25 protein-coding genes and 1 pseudogene are annotated in these 24,604 nt (G+C 53.0%); 6 read left to right on the top strand and 20 right to left on the bottom strand.

Going from position 1 to position 24,604, the window contains the following annotated elements; all coding sequences use genetic code 11:
• Window positions 1–388: 388 nt before the first annotated feature.
• From ACO54Z_RS10765 to ACO54Z_RS10755, 3 genes are all read right to left on the bottom strand, one after another.
• The gene (locus ACO54Z_RS10765; protein ID WP_485997007.1) at window positions 389–1,381 is read right to left on the bottom strand and encodes an FRG domain-containing protein; all 993 of its coding nucleotides are present in this window, start codon (window positions 1,379–1,381) and stop codon (window positions 389–391) included.
• 26 nt (window positions 1,382–1,407) lie between these two features.
• The gene (locus tag ACO54Z_RS10760; RefSeq protein WP_485997006.1) at window positions 1,408–3,075 is read right to left on the bottom strand and encodes a ribonucleoside-diphosphate reductase subunit alpha; all 1,668 of its coding nucleotides are present in this window, start codon (window positions 3,073–3,075) and stop codon (window positions 1,408–1,410) included.
• 500 nt (window positions 3,076–3,575) lie between these two features.
• Window positions 3,576–4,553: a ribonucleotide-diphosphate reductase subunit beta gene (locus ACO54Z_RS10755; protein ID WP_485997005.1), complete on the bottom strand. Its 978-nt coding sequence runs from the start codon at window positions 4,551–4,553 to the stop codon at window positions 3,576–3,578.
• Between the two features lie 363 nt (window positions 4,554–4,916).
• Between ACO54Z_RS10755 and ACO54Z_RS10750 the strand changes: the two genes are divergently transcribed.
• Both ACO54Z_RS10750 and ACO54Z_RS10745 read left to right on the top strand, forming a co-directional pair.
• Complete coding sequence (locus tag ACO54Z_RS10750; RefSeq protein WP_485997004.1) at window positions 4,917–6,104, top strand: saccharopine dehydrogenase family protein; 1,188 nt, start codon at window positions 4,917–4,919, stop codon at window positions 6,102–6,104.
• Window positions 6,105–6,431: 327 nt separating this feature from the next.
• Window positions 6,432–7,196: a class I SAM-dependent methyltransferase gene (locus ACO54Z_RS10745; RefSeq protein WP_485997003.1), complete on the top strand. Its 765-nt coding sequence runs from the start codon at window positions 6,432–6,434 to the stop codon at window positions 7,194–7,196.
• Between the two features lie 37 nt (window positions 7,197–7,233).
• Here the strand turns inward: ACO54Z_RS10745 and trhP are convergent, their stop codons facing one another.
• Complete coding sequence (trhP, locus tag ACO54Z_RS10740; protein ID WP_485997002.1) at window positions 7,234–8,574, bottom strand: prephenate-dependent tRNA uridine(34) hydroxylase TrhP; 1,341 nt, start codon at window positions 8,572–8,574, stop codon at window positions 7,234–7,236.
• A 150-nt stretch (window positions 8,575–8,724) separates the two neighbouring features.
• Here trhP and ACO54Z_RS10735 point away from each other — a divergent pair, with 150 nt between their 5' ends.
• Window positions 8,725–9,189 carry an S-ribosylhomocysteine lyase gene (locus ACO54Z_RS10735; RefSeq protein ID WP_485997001.1) on the top strand — a complete coding sequence of 155 codons (465 nt, stop codon included), beginning with the start codon at window positions 8,725–8,727 and terminating at the stop codon, window positions 9,187–9,189.
• Window positions 9,190–9,261: 72 nt separating this feature from the next.
• Here ACO54Z_RS10735 and coaE read toward each other — a convergent pair whose 3' ends face one another.
• From coaE to ACO54Z_RS10710, 5 genes are read right to left on the bottom strand one after another with little or no spacing between them, the layout of a single operon-like run.
• Window positions 9,262–9,852 carry a dephospho-CoA kinase gene (coaE, locus tag ACO54Z_RS10730; RefSeq protein WP_485997000.1) on the bottom strand — a complete coding sequence of 197 codons (591 nt, stop codon included), beginning with the start codon at window positions 9,850–9,852 and terminating at the stop codon, window positions 9,262–9,264.
• Between the two features lie 3 nt (window positions 9,853–9,855).
• Complete coding sequence (locus ACO54Z_RS10725) at window positions 9,856–10,725, bottom strand: prepilin peptidase (protein WP_485996999.1); 870 nt, start codon at window positions 10,723–10,725, stop codon at window positions 9,856–9,858.
• Between the two features lie 14 nt (window positions 10,726–10,739).
• Window positions 10,740–11,957: a type II secretion system F family protein gene (locus tag ACO54Z_RS10720; RefSeq protein WP_298081504.1), complete on the bottom strand. Its 1,218-nt coding sequence runs from the start codon at window positions 11,955–11,957 to the stop codon at window positions 10,740–10,742.
• Between the two features lie 17 nt (window positions 11,958–11,974).
• Window positions 11,975–13,669, bottom strand: coding sequence for a type IV-A pilus assembly ATPase PilB (gene pilB, locus ACO54Z_RS10715; protein ID WP_298081503.1), 1,695 nt, complete (start codon window positions 13,667–13,669; stop codon window positions 11,975–11,977).
• Window positions 13,666–14,256, bottom strand: a complete 591-nt coding sequence (locus ACO54Z_RS10710) for an anthranilate synthase component II (RefSeq protein WP_485996998.1) — start codon at window positions 14,254–14,256, stop codon at window positions 13,666–13,668. Before ACO54Z_RS10710 ends, pilB begins: the two co-directional genes overlap by 4 nt.
• 65 nt (window positions 14,257–14,321) lie before the next feature.
• On the opposite strand from ACO54Z_RS10710, the gene recO reads away from it, so the two are divergent.
• The 3 genes from recO to rpsI all read left to right on the top strand — a co-directional run bounded on the left by recO (window position 14,322) and on the right by rpsI (window position 15,916).
• Window positions 14,322–15,017 carry a DNA repair protein RecO gene (recO, locus tag ACO54Z_RS10705; RefSeq protein WP_485996997.1) on the top strand — a complete coding sequence of 232 codons (696 nt, stop codon included), beginning with the start codon at window positions 14,322–14,324 and terminating at the stop codon, window positions 15,015–15,017.
• Between the two features lie 68 nt (window positions 15,018–15,085).
• Complete coding sequence (rplM, locus tag ACO54Z_RS10700) at window positions 15,086–15,517, top strand: 50S ribosomal protein L13 (RefSeq protein WP_298081500.1); 432 nt, start codon at window positions 15,086–15,088, stop codon at window positions 15,515–15,517.
• 9 nt (window positions 15,518–15,526) lie between these two features.
• Window positions 15,527–15,916, top strand: a complete 390-nt coding sequence (gene rpsI / locus ACO54Z_RS10695; RefSeq protein ID WP_298081499.1) for a 30S ribosomal protein S9 — start codon at window positions 15,527–15,529, stop codon at window positions 15,914–15,916.
• Window positions 15,917–16,360: 444 nt separating this feature from the next.
• On the opposite strand, the pseudogene ACO54Z_RS10690 reads toward rpsI, so the two are convergent.
• The 11 genes and pseudogenes from ACO54Z_RS10690 to ACO54Z_RS10640 all read right to left on the bottom strand — a co-directional run.
• Window positions 16,361–17,138, bottom strand: a pseudogene (locus ACO54Z_RS10690) (IS5 family transposase).
• Window positions 17,139–17,465: 327 nt separating this feature from the next.
• Window positions 17,466–17,597 carry a hypothetical protein gene (locus tag ACO54Z_RS10685; protein WP_485996996.1) on the bottom strand — a complete coding sequence of 44 codons (132 nt, stop codon included), beginning with the start codon at window positions 17,595–17,597 and terminating at the stop codon, window positions 17,466–17,468.
• Between the two features lie 78 nt (window positions 17,598–17,675).
• The gene (locus ACO54Z_RS10680) at window positions 17,676–18,590 is read right to left on the bottom strand and encodes a factor H binding protein domain-containing protein (RefSeq protein WP_485996995.1); all 915 of its coding nucleotides are present in this window, start codon (window positions 18,588–18,590) and stop codon (window positions 17,676–17,678) included.
• A 93-nt stretch (window positions 18,591–18,683) separates the two neighbouring features.
• Entirely contained in the window at window positions 18,684–19,763 is a 1,080-nt protein-coding gene (gene recF / locus ACO54Z_RS10675) for a DNA replication/repair protein RecF (protein WP_485996994.1), read from the bottom strand.
• Window positions 19,760–21,256: a YifB family Mg chelatase-like AAA ATPase gene (locus ACO54Z_RS10670; RefSeq protein ID WP_485996993.1), complete on the bottom strand. Its 1,497-nt coding sequence runs from the start codon at window positions 21,254–21,256 to the stop codon at window positions 19,760–19,762. Before ACO54Z_RS10670 ends, recF begins: the two co-directional genes overlap by 4 nt.
• 94 nt (window positions 21,257–21,350) lie before the next feature.
• Window positions 21,351–22,052 carry a putative quinol monooxygenase gene (locus ACO54Z_RS10665; protein ID WP_485996992.1) on the bottom strand — a complete coding sequence of 234 codons (702 nt, stop codon included), beginning with the start codon at window positions 22,050–22,052 and terminating at the stop codon, window positions 21,351–21,353.
• Between the two features lie 232 nt (window positions 22,053–22,284).
• Window positions 22,285–23,010, bottom strand: coding sequence for an amidohydrolase family protein (locus ACO54Z_RS10660; protein WP_485996991.1), 726 nt, complete (start codon window positions 23,008–23,010; stop codon window positions 22,285–22,287).
• An 18-nt stretch (window positions 23,011–23,028) separates the two neighbouring features.
• Entirely contained in the window at window positions 23,029–23,313 is a 285-nt protein-coding gene (locus ACO54Z_RS10655; RefSeq protein ID WP_485996990.1) for a hypothetical protein, read from the bottom strand.
• A 12-nt stretch (window positions 23,314–23,325) separates the two neighbouring features.
• The gene (locus ACO54Z_RS10650) at window positions 23,326–23,886 is read right to left on the bottom strand and encodes an NAD(P)H-dependent oxidoreductase (RefSeq protein ID WP_485996989.1); all 561 of its coding nucleotides are present in this window, start codon (window positions 23,884–23,886) and stop codon (window positions 23,326–23,328) included.
• Window positions 23,887–23,909: 23 nt separating this feature from the next.
• Window positions 23,910–24,149, bottom strand: coding sequence for a YciI family protein (locus ACO54Z_RS10645; RefSeq protein ID WP_485997008.1), 240 nt, complete (start codon window positions 24,147–24,149; stop codon window positions 23,910–23,912).
• Window positions 24,150–24,277: 128 nt separating this feature from the next.
• Window positions 24,278–24,604 (bottom strand): hypothetical protein (locus ACO54Z_RS10640; RefSeq protein WP_485996988.1); only part of this gene is annotated, 327 nt, incomplete at its 5' end.

Here is a 24,604-nt window from a genome sequence, read left to right as displayed (position 1 = left end):
ATCCTGCCGTTTTTCGTTTTTTCAAGGGGTTAGACCAATTGTAAACAGCCCCTAGCGCGCAGCGCGTAACTCAATAACGGAACAGGTTCGTCATTCAGTTTGTTGGGTTACGCTCGTACCTCGCTAACCCAACCTACGAACGTGGTTTTGCGGTTATCGCTTGCAAGGCAGCCATTGATGGCGGGTATAAAAAACCGGGAGCGTCGCCCGGCGGGTGTTCGTTTTTTGTAAAGCCGTATGGCGTTATACATACACCTTTCCCGCTTTCGTGTATGTAAATCGGCATTTGGCGAAGGCGATGCGGCGGTTTTGCGGATTGGGCGGTGCGCCAAGGCGCACTCTATGGCGGGTTTTAGAATGTTTTTTAGGCTTTAGTGTAAACCTTAATCTAGGACTTATATTTATTCATAATATCTTGTGCTTGCATATCTAATTCTGGGAATAGATAGCTTTTATTCATTCCATAAGATGTCAATTCATGCAAGATGTTTTTCTTACTCTTAGCTAAAATAGTAAATTTTCCCATAATTAATTCCATATAATCTGCACACTTTATCTTTTCATTATTCATACCAAACAAAAGAAAGGAACCTTGCTGCCTTAAAATGCGAGGATTGGTTAATTTTGCGCGAACACATATAATCTCAGAAAGAGTTATAGGTTTAATGCTAGGTGTAAAATATGGTTTTTCCTTCTTTATATCATTACATAGCTTTGTAATATCTGCTGAGTTATTAAAATTTTTCTCACGCTCAAATATAGAATTAAAAATCTGGCGACATAATTCGTTTATTTCCGGAAAATCTTTCTCTTCTATTGGCTTAATTCCTGAATTAATCGCATTTTTGGTGGTTTGATTAAAGCTACTGAAATCTACATCATCAATAAATTCATTTATATTAAAATATTTATCTCTAAGCGCTATAGCAGATAATATAGAGACAGTATCGCTATCATCATATTTTATTGACTCGTCAGGTATATCTAATATTAGTATTTCCCCATTAGTTTCAGGATTAATATTAATTTTCTCTCCCGTTTCCTTATTTATAAATGATTTTTCTTGGGGCAAGGATGCAAAATATAATGCAACCAAAATATTTGAAGTTAAATCCAATAAGCGTGTTGCATAACCATAATGCTGCAATAAAACTAATTTTTCAAATAAGGTGCTGCTTGAAGAAAAGTAACCTGGACAATATGTTAGAGCATCTTTTATAATTTTGTCTTCATTCTCTATAAGATACTTTTCTCGGTATATTTTGGGGAGCAACCTCCAGCTCTTATCTCCATGCCCCCGGAAAAATCTTGTATGTTCCGGGGCAGGTTCCCCCAATTCAGCAAGAGCGTTTGCCAAATCAGCAACACTATTAATTTCCATATTTTCCTCTTTCGCAAGATTTTAGCTTAGCCCTCACAACTGCTGCAATTCAACAGGTTTCGGTTGAATCGTTGTGCCGCGCTCATGCTGTGTTGGTAATAGATGGATTTAAGTCCGAGTTCGGCGGCGGTGAGGTAGAGCTGGTTGATGTCGCGCGTCGGGGTTTCGGGGTGAATCATGACGTTGATGCTTTGTCCCTGGTCGATGTATTTTTGTCGTTGCGCGGCTTGCTGGATAACGGCGAGTTGGCTGATTTCGGCAAAGGTTTTGTAGATTTCTTTTTCTTCGTCATTGAGGGCTGCGAGGTGTTGTACGGAGCCGTCGTTGAGCAAAATGCTTTCCCAGGTTTTTTCGTTGTCGAGTTTTTTTTCTTGCAGCAGTTTTACCAGGAACGGGTTTTTGTAGGTGGTTTTGATTTTGGCGAGGTCTTTGACGTGGTAGTTGGATTTGAAGGGCTCTACGGACGGCGAGACGCTGCCGAGGATGAAGCTGCTTGATTTGGTCGGGGCGATGCTCATCAGGGTGGTGTTGCGGCGGCCATAGCCTTTGAGCAGTTCGGGTTCGCCGAATTTTTCCGCGAGTGCCTGTGAGGCGGCCAGGGTTTTTTGTTGCAGCAGTTGGAAGATTTCGTTGTTTTTTTGCATGGCGGCGAAGCTGTCGAAGGCGATGCGGTTTGCCTGCAGGTAGCTGTGCCAGCCGAGGACGCCGAGGCCAAGCGCGCGGTGGCGCACGGCAAAGCGGCGGGCGCGGTCAAGGAAGGGGATGTCCGCGCTTTTGTCGATGAATTCGCTCATGACGGCGTCGAGGAATTGGGTGAGGACTTCGGGCGCGTCGGTGTATTTCCATTCGTCGTAGTGGAGCAGGTTCATGGAGGAGAGGCAGCAGACGAAGCTTTCTTCGTCGCTGGCGGGCAGCATGATTTCGGTGCAGAGGTTGGAGGCGTACACGGTCATGTCGCGGTCTTTGTAAACGTCCGGGCGGCCGGCGTTGGCGTTGTCCTTGAAGAAGAGATAGGGGATGCCGGTTTCGGCTTTGCGTCGCAGCACTTTTGCCCAGACGCGGCGTTTTTCGGGGTCGCCCGCTTTCATGGCGTCCAGCCAGGCGTTGCTGATGCAGACGCCGTAGTACATGAGCTGGATGGGGTTGCCTTCGGTGTGGATGTCCAGCCATTCGTCGATGTCGCCGTGGTCGATGTCGATGTAGCCCGCGAATTGGCCTTTGCGCGAGGTGCCTTGCGAGATGACGTCGATGATGGTGTCAAACAGTTTGCTGAAGTTGAAGCTGCCGTCGGATTTGCCGTTGTTGCTGATGTCGCTGCCGCGCGGGCGGATGGCGCCGAAGTAGGCGCTGGTGCCGCCGCCGATTTTGCTCATCATGCCGACTTCGGCGGTGGTGCGCATGATGTCGTAGATGGAGTCGTCGATGTAGCTGCCAAAGCAGGAGATGGGCAGGCCACGGCTGAGGCCGAAGTTGGACCAGATGGGCGAGGAGAGCGAGTAGTAGCCGCGCGCCATGTAGTGATGGAAGCGCGCGGCGAAGGTGTCGTCGTTGAGGATTTTGCCGGCGTGCGCGGCGATGGCGCGGATGCGGTCTTCGGGGGTGGTGCCGTCCAGGAGGTAGCCGCGCTGGAGGAAGAGGCGGCTGTCTTCGGTAAGCCAGGCGAAGTCGGGGCGGGTGGGTGCGGTGTGGGTCATGGGTGTGTTCCTTGATGTTGTCGGGTGGACGGCGTTCCGGGTGCCGGGTGGTTCGGTATTGGTTTACATACACTTGAGCGCTCAAGGTGTATGTAAACAGGTTGGGTTCGGTCGTTTGGGTTTTGTCGCGCTGCGGATGGTTTGCTGCCCCCACCCCAGCCCTCCCCCACGGGGAGGGAGCAGTTCGTCTGTTGTACATACACCTGAGCGCTCAAGGTGTATGTAAACAGGCTGGGGCGATGGGCGGATCAGCAGCGAGGTTTGCGAGCTAGGGGGTGTTTGCAATTCGGCGGATAAGCCCCCCTCTCTTTGGGAGAGGGGTTGGGGTGAGGGCTGTAATTGATTGAAAAAATCGGGATTTCGGCTCATCAATAATATTGCTTACCCCCTCCCCGACCCTCCCCCGCTGCGGGCTTCGCCCTGCAGGGGAGGGGGCAGTTCGATTGTTATACATACACTTGAGCGCTCAAGGTGTATGTAAATAGCCGCCGGGAATGGTTTTAGAAGAGGTCATCCGCCGTAATTTGTTTGATTTTTTTGCTGTAGTCAGTGCTGCGTTTGTAGAAGAAGTCGTGCTCTTTACCGGAGAGGATTTCGATGTCGAACCACTCGGTTTCGCGCAGTTTTTTCGGGTCAACGAGGTAGGGCGCGTTGATGCCGAGGATTTCCAGCGAGTTGTTGTAGCGGTTGGTGATGTAGTTTTCCACGGTGTCGAGGGTGATGAAATCCAGGTCGCCGTCTTCAAAGATCCAGCGGAGGATGCCGCGTTCGGCTTCGAGCGCGTGGTCGGCGAGTTTTTTCAGTTCGTCGTAGAAGTCGGGGGTAAACAGGCGCGGGTGTTCGTCGCGGATGATGCCGTAGAGGGCGATACCAAAGCGGCCGTGGATTTCTTCTTCTTTCGAGGTCGCTTCTACCGCATTCGATATGCCTTTGAACAGGTTGCGGTGTTTGTTGAACGACATGATGATGAGGAACTGGCCGAAGAGCGAGATATGCTCCACAAACAGCGAGAACATGACCAGCGACAGCACGAAGCGCTCGCGGCCAATGTCCTTGTCGCGCATGAAGTCTTCCATGTATTCGATGCGCCGCATCAGCGCCGGGTATTCGCGGATTTGGCTGAACATTTCGTTCATGCCGAGTTTTTCGAGGAGGAAGGAGTAGGCGTCCTTGTGGCGGATTTCGCTTTCGGCAAAGGTGCCGCCGACGTCGTCGATTTCCGGCTTGGGAAAGTAGCGGTAGAGGTCGCCCCAGAAGCGCTTGACGCTCACTTCCACCTGCGAGATGGCGAGCATGGCGCGGGTGAGCGCGGTGCGCTCTGCCGGGGTGATGACGGTTTTGTAGTCCTGGATGTCGCCGGTGAAGTTGAATTCGGTGTGCAGCCAGTAGGAATGGCGGATGGCGTCCTTGAATTCGAGCAGTTCCGGGTATTCGTAGGGCTTGATTTGCAGGCGGTGTTCAAAGAGGTTGCGGGTCATGGCGGGCGTCCGGGCGGGTGGAGACAAAGGAAATCCCGCCAAACCAGAGACGGCGGGTCAATTTTTAAGTAAAAACGGCAGCTCATTTTAGGAGGATTTTGGGGGGCAACAAAGGCGAAGGTTTACCCTTTTTCGTTTCTCATTGGCTTAGCAGGGATTTCTAGTACTGGTGTATTTCAGCGTTCCAAACGGCATAAAAACACTATATGTTGTGGTGTATTCGGTAACTGTTTGTAACGCCATTTGCTAACCCCCCGTTTTGCCAAGATGACGTTGTGTGGTGGATTTACCACATCCGCACACGCCCGAAAATTCCCTGCCGCCGCTGTATAATCCGCCGCCTCATTCATACCGGAGCAAACCATGTCCCACGTCCTTATCATCGGCGCCGGAGGCGTCTCCAACGTCGTCGTCCACAAATGCGCGCAGGCAAAAGACGTCTTCAGCCAAATCACCCTCGCCAGCCGCACCGTCGCCAAATGCGAGGCGATTGCCGCCGCTGTCCACGCCAAATACGGCGTCAAAGTCGCCACTACGGCGGTGGATGCCGACAATGTCGCCGAACTTACTGCGCTGATTGAGCGCATCAAGCCTGACCTCGTCCTCAACGTCGCCCTGCCGTACCAGGACCTGCACATCATGGACGCCTGCCTCGCCACCGGCGTCGATTACCTTGACACCGCCAACTACGAGCCGCCGGAAGAAGCCAAATTTGAATACAAATGGCAGTGGGCGTATCACGACCGCTTCAAGGAACGCGGCATCATGGCGCTGCTCGGCAGCGGCTTCGATCCGGGCGTGACCAACGTTTTCACCGCCTACATCAAAAAACACCTGCTCGACGAAATTCACGAACTGGACATCATTGACGCCAACGCGGGCGACCACGGCCTGCCCTTTGCCACCAACTTCAACCCGGAAATCAACATCCGCGAAGTCACTGCCGAAGCCAAACACTGGGAAAACGGCGGCTGGCAAATCACCCCGCCGCTCTCGCACAAGCGCGTCTTCGATTTCCCGCAAATCGGCGAAAAAAACATCTACATGATGTATCACGAAGAACTCGAATCACTCGTCAAACATTATCCGGAAATCAAAACCGCGCGCTTCTGGATGACCTTCTCCGACAATTACCTCAATCACCTCAAAGTATTGGAAAACGTCGGCATGACCTCCATTGAACCCGTCATGTATGAAGGCAAAGAAATCATCCCCATCCAGTTCCTCAAAGCCGTATTGCCCGACCCCGCCTCACTCGGCCCGCGCACCAAAGGCAAAACCTGTATCGGCTGCGTCGCCAAAGGCATAAAAGACGGCAAAGAAAAAACCGTTTACATCTATAACATCTGTGACCACGAAGCCTGCTACGCCGAAGTCGGCTCACAGGCCATTTCCTACACCACCGGCGTCCCGGCAATGATTGGCGCGATGATGATGCTGCAAGGCAAATGGCATCAGGCGGGCGTCTATAACATGGAGCAATTCGACCCGGATCCGTTCCTCGACGCACTCGCCGCCTACGGCCTGCCGTGGGAAGTGAAAGAACTATAAAGCGATTCATCCGGTGGGGCTTGCCCCACCATTTTTTATTAAGGAGACAACCTATGGCAAAAAGAAAAAGCGATATGGAAGACATGATAGAACTCGCCGCCAAAATGCCGTGCTGACTGAATAGTATTTTGGTAGTTATCAGCTATGTTGTACTTCACTATTACGCTATCCGACCCAATATGCCTACACTAACGGAAACGAGTCAAGTTGTCGCCTCCATTTGGCAAAGTCCCGCCATTTTTGGCCAATATCTAGTGCCGTTTATTTTCATATTGGCGGCGGTAATCCCGCTAATCAAACAGACACGCAAAAAGAAATAACAAAACCATGAGTACCTTCCAAAACGCCGCCTACGAGCGCTATATGGGCGGCTGGAGCCGCGCCGCAGGCGAATCATTCCTTGACTGGCTCGCGCTGCCGCCCGGACTGCGCTGGCTCGATGTCGGCTGCGGCAGTGGTGCCTTTACCGCGCTGCTCGCTGAACGTACCGCCGCGGCAGAACTGCACGGCCTTGACCGCGAACCCGCGATGCTCACCCATGCCCGCGACCGTCTGCGCGAAAGCGTACAACTGCACGAAGGCGATGCCACCGCCCTGCCCTTCGCCGCCGCCCGCTTTGACGTCGCGGTGATGCCGCTGGTGATCGTCTTTATTGACGACCCCGGCCGCGCCGTCGCCGAAATGCGGCGCGTCGTCCGCCCCGGCGGCACGGTGGCCACCTACATTTGGGACTTGCCGCAAGGCTTCCCGTACTACACCGCCTTCGCCATCCTGCGCGACCTCGGCGTCCTGCCCGACCGCGCCGCCGCAGACGAAAGCACCGCGCTGCCGCAATTGCAAGCGTTGTGGCAACGCGCCGGACTGCAAGACGTCGCTACCGCCGCCTTTACCGTGCGCCAGCGCTACCCGGATTTTGCCGCCTACTGGCAGGCCTTGCAGGACAGCGCCAGCATCGGCGAACGCTTCGCCGCCCTGCCGGAAGCGGCGCGGCAAAACGTGCGTGATGCGCTACGCGACCGTCTGCCCGTCGCCGCTGACGGCAGCATTACCCTTGCCGCCCGCGCCCATGCGGTACGCGGGGTTTGTCCATAAATCCACGCAGGCATAAAAATTTGGTGGCGCTTCCGATTCAGCGATTCTTTGCCAGCACGGTATAGCCGTCAACCGCGCCAATCGCCGCCTTGACCTGCCAGCCGCTGCCTTTGGCGGCGGGGACGGGCTCGCCGCTTTTGGCATCATAAAGTTCGCCGAGGATGATTTCGCGGTTGCCGCCCGGCTGGATGATTTCGATGCTGTCGCCGCTTTTGAAATGGTTTTTTGCCTCGATGGTGGCCAGTCCGGTTGCGGCATCGTAGGCGATGACTTCGCCGACGAACTGTTGCGTGGCGGCATTGGAGGTGCCGCTGGCGTAGTTTTGCTGCGCCTTGATTTGGCGGCGGACGAAGAAGCCGTCGGTGTAGCCCCGGTTGGCCAGTCCTTCCAGTTTGGCGTTGAGCGCCGGGTTGAATGCGCGCCCGGCGTAGGCGTCGTCAATCGCCTGGCGGTAGAGTTGCGCGGTGCGTGCGGCGTAGTAGAAGGATTTGGTGCGCCCCTCGATTTTCAGGCAATCGACACCGATGCGCACCAGCGCGCCAACGTGCTCGATGGCGCGCAGGTCGCGGCTGTTCATGATGTAGGTGCCGTGTTCGTCTTCGGTGATTTCCATGTATTCGCCGGGGCGGTTTTCTTCTTCGAGGTAATAGACGCCGTCGGCGAGCGGGTGGCGCTCGCGGGTGTCGGTGAGGCCGGTGAGTGCCTCCGGGCTGAAGATAAGGTCGGGCGTGGGGATGAATTCGCCTTCTTCTTCTTCGCTGGAGCCGTGGGTTTTGTATTTCCAGCGGCAGGCGTTGGTGCAGGTACCCTGGTTGGGGTCGCGGTTGTTGAAGTAGCCGGAGAGCAGGCAGCGGCCGGAATATGCCATGCACAGCGCGCCGTGGACGAAGACTTCCAGCTCCATTTCCGGGCAACGCTGGCGGATTTCTTCGATTTCTTTGAGCGAGAGTTCGCGCGAGAGGATGACGCGGCTGATGCCGTTGTTTTGCCAGAATTTGACGGTCGCCCAGTTGACGGTGTTCGCTTGCACGGAAAGGTGAATCGGCAGCGCCGGGTAGGCGTTTTTCACGGTCATGATGAGGCCGGGGTCGGACATGATGAGCGCATCCGGGGCGGCGGCGATGGCGGGGGCGAGGTCGCGCAGCGCGGTATCGAGTTTGTAGTTGTGCGGCTGGGTGTTGACGGTGAGGTAGAACTGTTTGCCGAGCGCGTGTGCTTCGCTGATGCCGTCTTTCAGGTTGTCGTCGGTGAATTCGTTGCCGCGCATCCGCAGGGAATAGCGCGCCGAGCCCGCGTAAACGGCATCCGCGCCATAGGCGAAGGCGTAGCGCATGGTTTTCAGGGAGCCGGCGGGGGCAAGCAGTTCGACGTGTCGCATGGGAAATTTGGGTATAAAAAACGGGCGCGCATTATAGCGGGTTTCCGCGCGTTCCCTACGCCAACCACGCGGTATTGCCGCTTCTGTGGCACAATGTCGCCCGTTTTGGTTCTCGCCAAAGCGGTTTTAGTTTTTAATCAGGAGTTATTTATGACAAAACGCATGAATGTCGAAAGTTTTAATCTCGACCACACCAAAGTCAAAGCGCCTTATTTGCGTCTGGCGGACAAAAAACAGGGGGAGAATGGCGATGTCATTTACAAATACGATTTGCGTATCTGCCAACCCAACAAAGACCATATGGAAATGCCTGCGCTGCATTCGCTGGAACATTTAATGGCGGAATTGTCGCGCAATCATAACGCGCACGTAGTGGATATTTCGCCGATGGGCTGCCAGACCGGTTTTTATGTCTCGCTCCTCAACGAGCCGGATTATCAAACAGCGCTGAATCTGATTGAAGAAACGTTAAAAGACGTATTGAATGCAACCGAAGTACCCGCCTGCAATGAAGTACAATGCGGCTGGGCGGCAAGCCACAGTTTGGAAGGCGCGAAAGCATTGGCAAAGCGCCTGCTGGATCATCGTAGTGAATGGGAAACCATTTTTGCCTGATTGACAGGCCATCGTTGCCAATAAAAAAGCGGAGTAGCTTGCAAGCACTCCGCTTTTTTATTGCCTGTAGTCTTAATTCAAAGCGAGGAAGAATTGATGCAGTCGCTCCAGTTGTGCATACGTTTGAGCAGTATCTCCTTCATTATCGACAATAAAATTTGCACGCTGTAAACGTTCCGCACGTGAAATTTGTGCCGCGATAATAGCAGCGATTGCAGCTTGTTGCTGTTGATCGCGCTGGCTGCCACGTTCCAGTTGTGTTCTTTCAGAAACATCGACAGCTAATACCACATCACATAATGCATCCAGCCGATTCTCCAAAAGTAGCGGCGCGCTTAAAATTCGATACGGTTGCCGCGGCGCACGCTCCAGCTCTTGCAACAAGCGCTCGCGAATGCGTGGCTGCATAATGGTATTCAAACACGCTCTGGCATCATCATTCACGAAAGCCCGTGTACGTAGCGTGGCACGATTCAGATTGCCATCATCCTGCAAAACGTCATTGCCAAAAGCGGCAGCGAGTTCCTGCAATACGGGAGAGCCTTTGGTAACCACCTTTCGCGCAATCACATCCGCATCAATAACAGAAACAGCACGAGCGGTAAACCAGTCGCTACATAAAGACTTGCCACTGGCTATACCGCCCGTTAACCCAATAATCATGGTTTACAGAGAAAGTCCGGTCAATTGTGCAATTTCACCACCATACATAAATGTCAACCAGCCTGCGATTGCCAAATAAGGACCAAAGGCCATAGGAACTCCTCGCCCAATCCGGTTGATAATGGCAAAAATCAATCCCGTAACTGCGGAAAAAAATAGAATAAATGGCAACATGACAATACCTTGCCAAGCACAAAGCAAAGCCAGCAATTTGAAGTCACCGTACCCCATTCCTTCTTTTCCCATAATCAGGCGGAACAACCAGTAAACGGACCATAGAACCAAATATCCAACTATGACTCCGATGACACTACTGCGCAAACTGATAAAAAGACCATTATCAATACAACCTGCCAGAATACCTAACCAAAGCAAGGGAAGCGTCAAAGAATCTGGCAATATCTGATTTTCCGCATCAATAAAAATAAGTGCCAATAATCCCCATGTTAGCAACAACGCAAACCCCAATTGCCATGGTTCAGGGTATTTTAAAACAACCAAAATACTTGCCGCAGCACACAATAATTCTACCAGTAAATAACGTATAGAAATTTTAGTACCACAACTAGCACATTGTCCACGCTGTAATAAATAGCTGATAACAGGGATGTTTTGCCAAAAATGAATCTGTGCCTTACATTCGGGACAATGCGACCCTGGTAACATCAAGTTAAAAGTTTCAAGCTGTCTATATGGGTTATTTTCGGATTTTTCCTCATCTTCATCAGGGTTATTTAAGGTTTCCCAGGCATAAAAATTTTCCTCTCTTTGAAACATTACAGGCAATCTGTAAATAACCACATTAAGAAAGCTGCCTACCATCAAACCAATGATACCAACTAGTAGTATTCCAATTGGTGTGTGAAAAATCATGGAATTTATAACCATTAGAACAATTGTCCCAAATTGAAGATTGGCAGATACATGGCAATAATCAAACCACCAACAACAATTGCCAAGAAAGCCATAATAGCAGGCTCAATCATCGCTGTTAAATTATCAATACGCCAATCAAGTTCTTCTTCATAATAAGTCGCTACCCGACCCAGCATTTCACCCAAATTCCCGGATTCCTCACCAATTGCGGTCATCTGAACGGCAATAGTAGGGAAGAGTCCGGTATTCTTCATGGCAAAACTCATTTGCTGCCCGTTTTGTACGTCATCACGAATCTCGTAAACAGCTCGTTCATATAAAACACTACCAGTAGCAGGAGCTGTAGCCTGCAAACCACGCATCAAGGGAACGCCAGCATTAAACAGGGTTGACATTGTGCGTGCGAACCGGGCATTTGCACCACATTTTAATATCCCTCCGATTAGAGGTGTCTTGAACATGACAATATTTGTTTTTTCTTGTACATTTTTGTTTCGACGCTTGATATAGAAAAAAGCATACCCAAGAAATATTAGGGCAATCAAAAAATACATTCCTTTCTTTACCATAAAGTCCGATATAGCAACTACCATTAGTGTCAATCCTGGCAGCTGACCACCGTTAGAAGTAAAGAATTCGGCAAATACAGGAATAACCTTAATTAGAAGTACCGCAGTAACAATAACAGCAAAAATCATTACTATTGACGGATATGTTAAGGCTTTTTTAATTTTCTTCTTGGTGGCCTCTCCCTTTTCCAAGTTAAGAGCGATATTATCCATGGTGGATTCAAGCATACCAGCATCTTCACCTGCTGCAATAAGGCTTGTATAGAGATCGTCAAATTGCAATGGGTGTGCACGCATTGCTTCTGCTAACGTAGCACCATTTTGGATACGCTCATAAAGATCAAAAACCATTTCACGCATAGCTAAAGGCTTCTCGATACTCTCTCCCACCAAATCGAGAGCTCGCAATACTGGCATACCTGCACGTAACATAGTCGCCATTTGTCGCGTAAAGAATAAAATATCTTTGCTTTTTATTTTTCCTTTAGACTCGAACAAAGGTTTAGGCTTTTCTTTGACGGTAACGTTAATAAGTCCCTGTTTTGCCAAGAATGCCTTTAATACTGCATCATTTTTAGCGTCATTTTCGCCAGAAATCTCCTTTCCCAGCTTGTTTTTGCCTTTCCATTGATAGGTCTTCAATTCTTTTTTGGTTTCCATAACTTCCTCTTAAAATATCAGTCTGTTGTTACACGCAAGACTTCCTCAATACTAGTAAGTCCTTGACGTACTTTGTTTAATGCTGACTGGCGTAAATCCCAGTAGCCCTCTTTTTGACATTGCTCTGCAATGTCTGCAGCGGATGCATTTTGCAAAATCATATCCGATAACGATTCAGAAATTGGAACGACTTGATAAATCCCCGCACGCCCGCGATAACCTTGATAACTGCATCGTTCACAACCTTTAGGAGCATAAATGCGTAATTCATCAATTTCATCTTCTGCAAATCCTAGTGCAATTAATTCATCATGACTATGTCTTCGATCACGTGTCTTGCAATGACTGCATAACCTTCTCGTCAGACGTTGCGCCATAATTAAATTCACACTTGCTGCAATGTTATAAGAGGGAATACCGATATTGACCAAGCGGGCAATGGTCTGTGGCACATCGTTAGTGTGTAGTGTAGAAAGAACCAAGTGTCCCGTTTGTGCTGCCTTGACAGCGATTTCGCCAGTCGTAATATCTCGAATTTCCCCTACCATGATGATATCTGGATCTTGTCGCAAGAAAGCCTTCAATGCGGCAGCAAAGTCCAATCCAGTTTTTGTATTCACGTTTACCTGGTTAATTCCGGGCAAGTTAATTTCTACCGGATCTTCTGCTGTTGAAATATTAACCGTTGGTTTATTTAAAATTGATAAACCTGTATAAAGAGATACTGTTTTCCCTGAGCCTGTTGGACCAGTTACCAATACTAAACCTTGAGGCTTATTTATGGCATTTAAATAATGTTGTTTTTGATCAGGCTCAAACCCCAATACATCGATATTCAATTTAGCGGCAGAACTATCAAGTATACGTAAAACTATTTTTTCTCCCCACAATGTAGGAAGCGAGCTAACCCGAAAATCTATAGCCTTAGTTTCAGAAACTTGCAGTTTAATGCGACCATCTTGTGGGACACGTTTTTCAGCAATATCTAGATTTGACATAACTTTGAGACGCGCCGTAATCCGGTTGGCAATACTGGGGGGAGGTGCTGCAACTTCCTGCAACACACCGTCTCGGCGGAATCGTACTCGATAAGTATTTTCATAGGGCTCAAAGTGTAAGTCTGAAGCACCTGTGCGGATCGCATCCATCAACATACCAGATACGAAACGGACAACTGGTGCTTCTTCCTCATTTGCACCAATATTTCCTAATGCTTCACTAATAGCATCAAGATTTTTTTCTTCATCATCCTCATCGAAGACGCTTTCCATGCCGCCTACACCAGCATAGTGATCTTCAATGAGTGCTTCGATCACTCCAACATCAGCTATAATGGGCTCAACTGAAGTAAATTTCCCTTGATATTTAAACTCCTCTAACATAATACGGTTAGAAGGATCAAAAGTTGCTATAAACAATCGACCACCATTCGCATAAATTGGCAAAGCCATATGTTTGCGTACAACAGTCTCCGGGAATTGCGCGGTTAGTTCACGACGAATATCTATTTCACGCAACATAACTTGCGGTAGATTATAAACTTCCCGATTAATTTGCGACAGTCGCACCCCATCTAACAGGCCATCACTTAGTAATTGCTGCAAAAAACTGCCACGCTTTTTTTGGGCACTAATCTGGACTTCTCTGATTTGTTCTGGTGTGCAAATTTTATGCTGCACCATATAACTAATTAAAGGATCATAATCACTCATGCATTAACCTTCCTGTTTTCTGCAAACATTTTAATAAAATTGTTCAGTATTTGATGGCCGCATTCTGTCAAGAACGATTCAGGATGAAATTGAACCCCTTCCATCATAAGAGAGACATTTCGCATTCCCATAACTACTGGTTCGGCTCCATCCTGAGTCCAGGCAGTCATCACAAATCCCTTGGGCAACTGTTGGGGTGAGACTGTCAGGGAGTGATAACGTACTACTTGCAGAGGATTTGGCAACTTGTGAAACAAGCCCTCATTCAGATGGAAAACACTTGATATTTTTCCGTGCATTACAGTTGGCGCATGAGTCACTTTGCCCTCAAATACATACGCCATACACTGATGCCCCAAGCAAACACCTAGCATAGGGATGTGTCCGGCAAATGTGCGAATAATCGTGTTGGTGTCTTGTGCCTCTGCCGGAGAGCAGGGCCCCGGCCCAATCACGATGTATTTTGGTGACAGGGTGCGTACTTGCTCAATCGAAATTTCATCATTACGATAGACGGCAACGTCAAGCCCCAGTTCAGCAAAGTACTGAACGAGGTTGTATGTAAACGAATCGTAATTATCAATCATCAGTAGCACAGGTAATCCTTGCCTTTTCTAAACAAATTGCAATTATAACACCATCTTTTGCGCAAATGTTACACTTTGACCAAGAGCCTGCTTTTTTTTTGCATCGGCAACCTTATAAAGAAAACAGATATCTCATTGATATATTTACATTTAATCACGGTTTTTTTTGTGCCCATGCTTATATCCCTCAAGAAAAAACACATAGAAAAACAAATAATTACGCTCCTTTTCGACTATTCAGTTTCTCTGGGCAGCGGAAGGGAGAGTTTGCCAGCGTGAGGCAGGCTGTTCTCCAGTACGACCTTACCCCAGCTCCCGCGCGGTTACTCAACGCGCACTATTTAAATGAAATCCTGCTAGGTCTGTTACCATTCGATGAACCGGCGCCTTCGGTTTTCATCCAATACCTGCACTCACTTCAGCAAGCAGACGAAAGTGCCTTGCGCAGGCTTGAATATGCGTTGCTTGCCCACTTGGGTCTGTTCCCGGAAATTACACAAGAGGCATCTTTTTATCAACTTGATTTCAAAGGAAATAATGCCATATTTGTACCTTCGTCCAGTGGATATGGCAAGGGAAGCGTAGAACAGCTATCAAGCGGAGTAACAGACTGGGAAAGCCCTGAAATACGCAAACTGCTGCAATCGCTGGTGCGCTTTCATAGCGGGCGGCGGGCGCATACCAAAGAAACTGCAGTCGCACTAAAATCGCTTCTGCACGGTCCATCAAAATCCTCCCTCACAAAGGAAAAAACGCAATAAAGTTGCAGCGATGCAAATGTTTATGTATTATTCGCGCCCTTCATTTTTCGTGTTCGGAGAACATAATTATGTCCAAGACATTTACTGCCAAGCCCGATGCGCTTGAGCGCGACTGGTATCTGGTTGACGCCACAGGCAAAACACTGGGACGCCTGGCCAGTGAAATCGCCCTGCGTCTGCGCGGCAAGCACAAACCTGAATATACCCCCAACATTGACACCGGTGACTACATTATTGTGGTCAATGCAGCAAAGCTGAGTGTTACCGGCAAGAAGCGTAGCGACAAAGTTTACTACCGCCACACCGGTTATATTGGCAACATGAAAAGCACTACCTTTGATGAAATGCAAGCCAGAAATCCTGGCAAAGTTCTTGAAATTGCAGTAAAAGGTATGTTGCCCAAGGGACCGCTAGGTCGTGCCATGCTGAAGAAACTGAAAATCTATGCCGATGGTGAGCACCAACACATCGCTCAACAGCCGGTTGCCCTGGAAATTTAAGGATTAGTCATGTCAGAACAATACTACGCTACCGGTCGTCGCAAAACTTCATCTGCCCGCGTATTCCTGCGCCGTGGCAGCGGTAATATTATCGTCAATCAAAAACCGCTGGATGCATACTTTGGGCGTGAGACTGCCCGTATGGTAGTGCGTCAACCGCTTGAAGTTGTCGATATGAAAGAGAACTTTGACTTTTATATTACAGTCAGCGGTGGCGGTACTACCGGACAGGCCGGCGCAATTCGCCACGGTATCGCTCGTGCTCTGCGTGCGTATAGCGAAGAATTGCGCGCACCGCTGCGCAAAGCAGGTTTCCTAACCCGCGACGCGCGTGAGGTTGAACGGAAAAAGGTTGGTTTGCACAAAGCTCGTCGTGCAACCCAATTTTCAAAACGATAATTTTTGTCCCTTCTCTATCAAGCCGGTTTCTGACCGGCTTTTATTTTGGATTTCAACCCTGTGCAGAATTGTCACAAAATGGCTTCGTGGTTCGTCTTTCCCTGTAAAAAATTACTGTATGGACGCTATAGGCTGTTTGTAATTCAGCCGTGAGGCTTTGTAGGTTGGGCTAGATGCAGCCGTACCAAACAACGGGATATATCGGTATTCGGCTTGTTGGGTCTCTCGCTGTGCGAGCTGTTCCAGTTGCTCACGCCTCGCTAACCCAACCTACGAACAAAATCATCGTGTTATGGCCAATTGTAGACAGCCTTAATACGGTTCTACCGTTCCCGCACATTCGCGTAGCGGACACCTGTCAACATATTGATTATATTATAAATTATTTTAGTGTGTCCCGAGATGTATGCTGAGAACCTGTTCAAAATCTTTTGAGCAGCAATCCTATCCCAAGAAAGCCAAGCATATGAATTGCAAGCTGGTATTGAGCTTGCGTTCGCAGTTCTTCCACAACCGCCGGTTTTTCTCCAACCAGGCAAAACTGCGCTCTACTACCCAACGCTTCGGCATCACTTTGAACCGGTGCAATTCACTGCGTTTGGCAATCTGTACTTCCACTTCCCTGCCCAGCGCTGCCACCACCCCTTCGGCAAACGGCTTGCCCGTATAGCCGCCGTCGCATAATAACACCGCCTTCACTTCCGTCAGGTTTCCCTTGCTCCCTTGCAGCATCTGCAAAGCGCCGTTGCGGTCGGTGACATCTGCTGTCGTCACCGCTATCGCGTGCGGCAGTCCTTGGGTATCCACCGCGATATGCCGCTTGATACCGGATACCTTCTTGCCTGCGTCGTAGCCCTTCTCCCGCGCGCTGTCGGTGTTTTTGACACTTTGTGCATCCACTATCAGGAATGTGGTTGCAGCTTTACGTTTTGTTTTTTCCCGTGTCGCGCTGACCAGATTTTTTTAATGCCTGCTCAAGCAGGCTGCCACCCTCACGGGGTTCGCTCCAGATGCGGAAATAGGAATAGGCAGTAGTCTATTTGGGGAAGTCGCCGGGCAATGCACGCCACTGGCAGCCAGTGCGCAACAAGTAGAGGATGGCGCAGAAGGCTTCATAAAGGTCTATGTGCCGTGGCCTGGTTTTTTGACGTGCGCTTTCCAGTAATGGACGGATGTGTTCGAACTGTTCGCGACTAATATCGCTGGGGTATGCTTTTCTCATCCCGCAATGTTCTTATGTCTTACTGAGATTATAAACAGGCTCTGAGACTTTCGGTGTATCGCTATACTCTGTTGTTGGGTTACGCGCTGCGCGCTAACCCAACCTACGCGCAAAATCATCGTGTTATGACCAATTACTATCGTTCGGGCGGTTACGGACTTCGTCCTAACCGCCCCTACGGGCTTTGCCCTGCAGGGGGAGAGATTCAAATTGTAAACAGCTCCTAGAGGCTGTTTGCAATTTGAAAAATCCCCCTCCCTTGCAGGGCGAAGCCCGCAGCGGGGGAGGGTCGGGGAGGGGGTGAACGATATGGCTCATGAACTGAAATTACTGTTTTTCAAGGGTTTTACTACCCCCACTCCAGCCTTCTTTCTTGCTTCGCAAGCAATGCTTGTCGCTGCGCGAGCTGTCCCAGTCCCACAGGGACTGGAACAGCTCGCGCAGCGAGAGAGGGGGCATATTGGCTGTTTCCCCAGCTTTCAGTTCCCTACACAAACATACGGAAAAATCTGATTCCCCCAAGATTTTGAACAGGTTCTAAGGGGTAATGTCACCGCGGCTGCCGTGGAAGCCGATGTGTTCCAGTTCGGTCGTATTGGTGACGGAGCCGGCGATTTCTTCGGCGTTGCTGCCGTAGAGGACGGCGCGGTATTCCATCGGGGCATGGCCAGTGGCGCTGGCGCTGCCGACAAAGCCCGCTTTGTCGGCGCTGCTTTGCAGCTGTACCGGATGCAGGGAAATGGTGCCGTAGCGGCTGAGACCGTTGATGCGCCCTTCGCCCAGTCGCGTAAAGAAATCAATGTCATAGGTGAGGGTGCCGCGTTCGTTACGGTCGAATGCGATGCCGCTGTAGGTTGCCTTGCCACTTTGCGGGATTTGGCTGACCAGGGTGTTGATGCCGTAGTCATCGCTGTAGGCGAAGCCCTGGCTGGGCGCATGGCTGGTGACAACGCCGCTGCGGAAGCCTTGGTAGCTGCGCACCGTGGTTTGGTAGTGTCTGCCGGTTTTGAGGTAGCTCACGTCGCCGGAGAGGGTGGCGAAACCCGCAGGCAGGCTGCGGAAGTCGCTGCGCGAGATGCTACCGTCAAACGAGGCCAGGGTGGCGTTGCCTGCGGTGATGCGCAGCGGTTCGACTTTGTCGCGGCCATTCCAGATGGGTGGATAGGCGCTTGTTTTGCTCGCTGCGAATGCACGCTGTTCGTCGGCATCGAGGGGGCGGTTGGCGGCGGTATTGGTTGGCGCGGCGGGGCGGCTGGTGTTGTTTGTCGGGCTCGTGCGGCGGTTGTCCGTCGGGTTTTGGGGTGTTGTCGGGGTGGAGGTGGACGGGCGACTGGTGTTGGTGTTCGCGGGCGGGTTGTCCGCGACGGGGGCGTCGCCACCACCGCCACCGCAGGCGGCGAGAATGAGCGGTAGTAGCGTCAGTACCAGGGTTTTGGACGGTAAGGTGTTCATGGTTTCTCCTTGGGTTTGGGTTGAGGGCAGGCAGTGCCCGCAGGGGATTATCAGGTTTTTTGTCTGCGCCTGCCACCAGCGCATCGGCCTCGTTCAGCTTGCTTCGCGGATAACGCCCGCATCAATGTGCAGCCGCTGGTGGTCGGCAAGCGCGGGCGGCAGTTCGAGGCCGCCGTCAATGTGGGTGATGTAGAGTTGTGAGTCGCTCGCAGCGAGGAAGTGCAGCAGTTTTTGTTGGCGGTTGTGGTCGAGTTCGGCGGCGATGTCGTCAATGAGGATGATGGGCGCGGTGCCGCTGTCAGCGGCAATCAGCCGGGTTTGCGCGAGGATGAGCGCGCAAACGAGGGTTTTTTGTTGGCCGCGCGAGTAGTGGTGCGCGATGTCGCGGCCGCCGGCGAGGTAGCGGATGTCGGCGCGGTGGATGCCGTCGCGGGTGTGTTTCAAAAGCGCGTCGCGTTCGTTGTTGGCGTCGAGCAGGGCGGCGAGTGGTTGTTCTGCCGCCCAGCCGCGCTGGTAGTGGAGCTGGATGCGGTCAAAGCCGCCCAGTTCGGCATGGTAGGTGTTGAGTGTTTCTTCGAGTTTGGCGAGGTACGCGCAGCGCTGCGCGTCGATTTGTTCGCCGCTTTCGCCGAGCAGTTGGTTCCAGGGGGCGAGGTCTGATGCGCGCCAGTTCCGCCGCAGGGCGGCATTGCGGTTTTTCAGTGCGTAGTTGTAGCGCTGCCAGGCGGGAAGGAAGGCGGGGTCGTGGTAGTAGAGGCCGTAGTCGAGGTAGCGGCGACGGCGTTCGGGCCCCTGGTCGATGAGGGCGAAGTTGTCGCTGTTGATGATTTGTACCGGGGTGAGGGCGGCAAGCGCGGCGAGGTTTTTCAGGTTTTGTCCGTCCAGGCGCAGGCGGCTGTCGCGTGCGCTTTTTTCGATGCCGAGCAGATGCTCTGCGCCGTTTTTTTCGATGCGGGCGATGAGGCGGAAATAGGGCTGCTCGTGGGCGATGAGGTGGCGCGTCTGGTTTTCGCGGAAGCTTTTGCCGCGTCCCAAGAGGTAGATGCCTTCGAGTAGTGCGGTTTTGCCGCTGCCGTTTTTGCCGCTGATGAGGGTGCAGCGTGGGTGCAGTTCCAGCGTGGTGGCGGCGAGGTTGCGCAGGTGTTCGAGGCGCAGTTGGCGGAGGCGGCTCATGCGCTGTCGCTGCGGTATTGCAGGGCTTCGGCGAGGTGCGCGCGGCTGACGGTGGCGCTTGCGGCAAGGTCGGCGATGGTGCGCGCCACTTTGAGGATGCGCTGGTAGCTGCGCATCGAGAGGTGCATCCGTTCAGCGGCGCGGTCGAGCAGCGGCAGGACGTCCGCTTCGGCGTGCAGGTGTTGTTCGAGTGCGCGCCCGCTTAATTCGGCGTTGGCGCGGCCTTGGCGACGTTGCTGAATGGCGCGTGCCGCTTCGCTTTGCGCGCGCAGCTGGGCGCTGGTTTCGCCGGGGCTGTGTTGTTCGCGCAGTTGTGCCGGGGTCAGGCGGGCGACGGTGAGGTGGATGTCGATGCGGTCGAGCAGCGGCCCGGAGATTTTTTGCCGGTAACGCGCGATTTGGTCGGGGGTGTCGCTACAGGCGCGTTCGGGGTCGCCGTGGTAGCCGCAGGGGCAGGGGTTCATTGCGGCGATGAGTTGGAAGCGCGCCGGGAAGTCGCTTTTCATCGCGGCGCGGCTGATGGTGATGTGGCCGTTTTCCAGCGGTTCGCGCAGCATTTCGAGGACGCGGCGGTCGAATTCGGGCAGTTCGTCGAGAAAGAGGACGCCGTGGTGGGCGAGGCTGATTTCGCCCGGCTTGGGGTAGGAACCGCCGCCGACCAGTGCGGTGGCGGAGCTGCTGTGGTGTGGCGCGCGGTAGGGGCGCTGCCGCCAGTCGGCGGGGTTGAAGCCGCTGCCGGCGAGCGAGCGGATGGCGGCGCTTTCTATCGCCTCGTTGTCGCTCATCGCAGGCAGGATGCCGGGGAAACGCTGCGCCAACATCGATTTGCCGGTGCCGGGCGGCCCGCTCATCAGCACGTGATGACCGCCGGCGGCGGCGACGAGCAGGGCGCGTTTTGCCTGGTGCTGGCCGATGACGTCGGCATAGTCGGGGTATTGGCGCGGCGGACGCATGGCGGCAACAGGCGGCGCAGGCCAGGGGCGCTGTCCGTGCAGGATGGCGGCAAGTTCGGCGAGGCTGCCGGCACTGTGGACATTATCGGGCGCGACCAGCGCCGCTTCGTGGTGGTTTTCCGGGGCGGTGATGATGTCGCGGCGGGCGTCGTTTGCAGCGAGCGCGCAGGGCAGGATGCCGCTCACCGGGCGCAGTTGCCCGCTCAGCGCGAGTTCGCCGTGGTATTCGTGCGCGGCGGTGGCGTCTACCGGGATTTGCCCGGAGGCGGCGAGGATGCCGAGGGCGATGGCGAGGTCGTAACGCGCGCCGTCTTTGGGCAGTTCTGCCGGGGCGAGGTTGATGGTGATGTGTTTTGCCGGGAACTCAAAGCCGCTGTTCAAGATAGCGGCGCGGACGCGGTCTTTGCTTTCTTTCACGGCTTTTTCCGGCAGACCAACGAGGGTCATCGCCGGCAGGCCGCTGGCAAGGTGGACTTCGACCCGCACCAGCGGCGCGTGCATGCTCAAGGGGGCGCGGGTGTGGATGGTGGCGAGGTTCATGCGGGCTGGCGGTGGGAAGGGGGCGCTATTGTACGGGAGGGACAGGGCAGGGCGCATAAAATTCCCCGCCGGAGCGGGGTGCGGGCGGGGATATTCAGGGCGTTGTGTATTCCAGTCCGCCTTGGTTTTGCAGCAGGGTCGGGGTGATTTCGGTAAAGGTTTTGTCTTGCAGCAGCTCGGCGGTTTCTTTCAGGTATTTTTGGAAATGCGGGCTGTCGCGGTGGCTTTGGTAGGCGGCGTCATCGTCGTAGATTTCAAAGAAATACCATTTGTTCGGCTGGTCTTTGTCGGTAGCGGCGTAAATGGCGCGCACGCCGTTTTCTTTGGCGATGAATTCGCTCATTTCTGCCTTGACGATTTTGGCGAACGGCTCGTTGGCTTCCGGTTTGACGGTGACGCTGACGAAGTTGGTGCGGGTGTTTTTATTCTGTTCGACTTTTTTGTCGCCGAGGTATTGCGGCTCGATGTTGTATTTGTGTTTGTGGTCGGTGAGGATTTGCGGCGAGGCTTCGCGGAATTTTTGGTATTGCGGCGACTGGATATGCGCCTGGTAGGCGGCGTCATCGGCGTAGATTTCGATCATGTATGCCATTTGCGGATTGTCTTTTTGTTTGACGAAATACATGGCGAGGGTTCCCGGCTCTTTTGCGAGCGAGGTGCGGATGTTTTCGTCGCCGATTTGGTCGTAGGCGGCGCTCTGGCCGTCTTTTATGCCGAGTTCAAAGATGTTGAAAACGGGCGCGGCGTGGGTGCTGGCGGCGGTGAGAGCAGTCATGAGGATTGTGGTTTTTTTCATGGGTTATCCGTGGGTTTTGTGACGGGGCAGTGTAGGCGGTTTGCGTGGGGTTTTTGTGAACAGCGGGCGTTCCGCCAGTAACCCCACCCCGGGTTCCCATGAAAAAGGCGGACGCCTTTTTCATGGGGAGCCTCGTCCCCTCCCCCACAGGGGGAGGGTGTGGATCGGCGGGATTTTGTGCATTCGTTCCCGCAATCGTGTCGCTCGCGGTGGGGCAAGCCCCACCCTACGTTTACAGCCGCAGCAGCCGTTCGGCGTTGCCGTGGGCGATTTGTGCTTTTTCGGCGTCGGTAACGGGCAGCGCGTTGATAAATTCATGTGCGCCGTCAAGGCTTTGGTAGGGGTAGTCGAGTAAATAGAGGATGCGTTCCGCACCGAGCAGTTCGTAGATGAAGTTGAAATGCGGGCGGGTGAGCATTCCGCTGGGGCTGACGTACACCTGTTGGCGGAAGGTGTCGGTGATGCTGCGGGTGAGGTTTGATGCGGCTTGCGGGATGCTGTCGTCGAGGCGTTGCAGCCAGAACGGCAGCATTTCACCCCAGTAGCCGCTGATGATGTGCAGGTGCGGGTTGCGGTCGAGTGCGCCGGAGAGGATGAGGCGCAGCAGGTGGATGCCCGCCTCGTTGTGCCAGCCCCAGGCGAACATGGACAGGCGCGCGGCGAGTTCGGGGGCAAAGCCGCTGTAGTAGGCGGCCTGCACGGCGGGGACGGGGATGCCGGGGTGGAGGTAAAGCGGTACTTGCAGTTCGTTGAAGGCGGCGAGGAGGTCGCTGTATGCGGGGGCGTCAAGGAAGGTTTCGGCGGGGCGGCCATTGATGAGCGCACCCTTGAGGCCGAGTTGGCACACGGCGCGTTCCAGCTCTTTGACGGCGGCATCGGGGCGCGACCACGGCAGGGTGGCGAAGGCGGCGAAGCGGTCGGGGTGGGCGGCGACGGTGGCGGCGAGGCGGTCGTTCACCGCCTGACTGAGCGCGGGTTATTCGGCGGGCGGTGCGTATTGCGGGAAGCCGCCGAGCGAGAGGACTTGCATGGTGATGCCGGCGGCGTCCATGTCGGCGAGGCGTTCGGCGTCCCAGTCCATGCCTTTGCGGGTGGAGTCGGTGTTGGCGATGACTTGCGGGCGGCTGCGGTCGGGGTTGTTGCCGTCGCGGACGGTTTTGCCCCAATCGGGCAGGTACGGCGCGGCGGCCAGCGCGGCGGGCATGGAGGCCTGGGCGGTGGCGGGGTCGAGAACGTGTTCTTCGAGGCAGATGAGTTTCATGGTTTTGCGGTGTTATGCCGCCAGCGCTTTCAGTGCGGCAATCAGTTTTTCGGCGTGCGCTTTGGCAAGTTCTTTTTGCGCGTTGATGGCTGCTTCATTGGCGCGGTCAATATAGCTGATGCCGGTGGTGTAAATCGGCGGCTGGTATTCAAGATTGCACAGCGTCGCAATGGTTTCAATGGGCGGCAGGTATTCTTCAATGGTATGGCGGAAGAAGCCGCCTTTTTGGTAAACACTTTCCGGTGCGCCGGTAGTGAAGGAGAGCAGCAGTTTTTTGCCACCGAGTTTGCCTTGTGCGCCGTGGGCGAAGCCGTGCAGAAAGACTTTGTCCAGCCAGAGTTTCATCACGCCGGGGATGCTGTACCAGGAAAAGGGGAATTGCCAGACGATAATATCAGCTTTAAGCAAGGAGTCCTGTTCGGCAGCAATGTCGAAGCGGTAATCGGGATAGAGGGTATCGAGGCGGTGGATTTCTGCCTGCGGCAGGGATTTTTCGAGGGTTTCGATGATGGTTTTATTGGCGACGGATTGTTGTAAATCGGGGTGGCCGCAGATGATCAGGATGTCTTTCATGGATGCTCCTTTGAGTTTGCGATTTATTTGCCCGCAAATTCGGGCAGGTTGGCGGCGATAAGTTTCGGCGCAAATTCGCGGATTTCGTATTGCGCTTTGTCCGGGTAATAGACGTCTTCTTCGAGAATTTTTTGCAGGGTGTCGCGGTCGGTGTGGGCGAAAATGACCCCGGCGGGTTTGTCGCTGTTTATATAAAGGCCGAGCATGAGAAAGACGCCCGCGTCGAAATGTTTTTTGAACCAGGCGGAGTGCTGCGCGAACAGGGTTTCGTGTTGTTCTGCGGAAAGACCTTAATTGACGGTGATATTGATGAGATACATGGGGTTTCCTTTTTTGGGGATGGGGTGATTTGTTGCAAGCTACGCCAATAATCTTGAAAACGTAGGGGCGGTTAGAGCCTGTTCAAAATCTTGTGGAATCGCATTTTTCCGTGTGCTTGTGTAGGGAACTGAAAACCGGGAAAACAGCCAATATGCCCCCTCTCTCGCTGCGCGAGCTGTTCCAGTCCCTGTGGGACAAGCTTTGCTCGCGTAGCGACAAGTATTGCTTGCGCAGCAAGAGAGAGGGCTGGGGCGAGGGCGGTAAATAATTGAAAAAGCGATAATTTCAGTTCATGAGCAATATCGCTCACCCCCACCCCGACCCTCCCCCGCTGCGGGCGCTGCGCGCCCTGCAGGGGAGGGGGGAATTCGGCGTAGCCATTCAAATTTGTATGTAT

This window comes from Cardiobacterium sp., from assembly GCF_057314735.1.
This window is presented reverse-complemented; position numbering and strand designations above follow the sequence as displayed.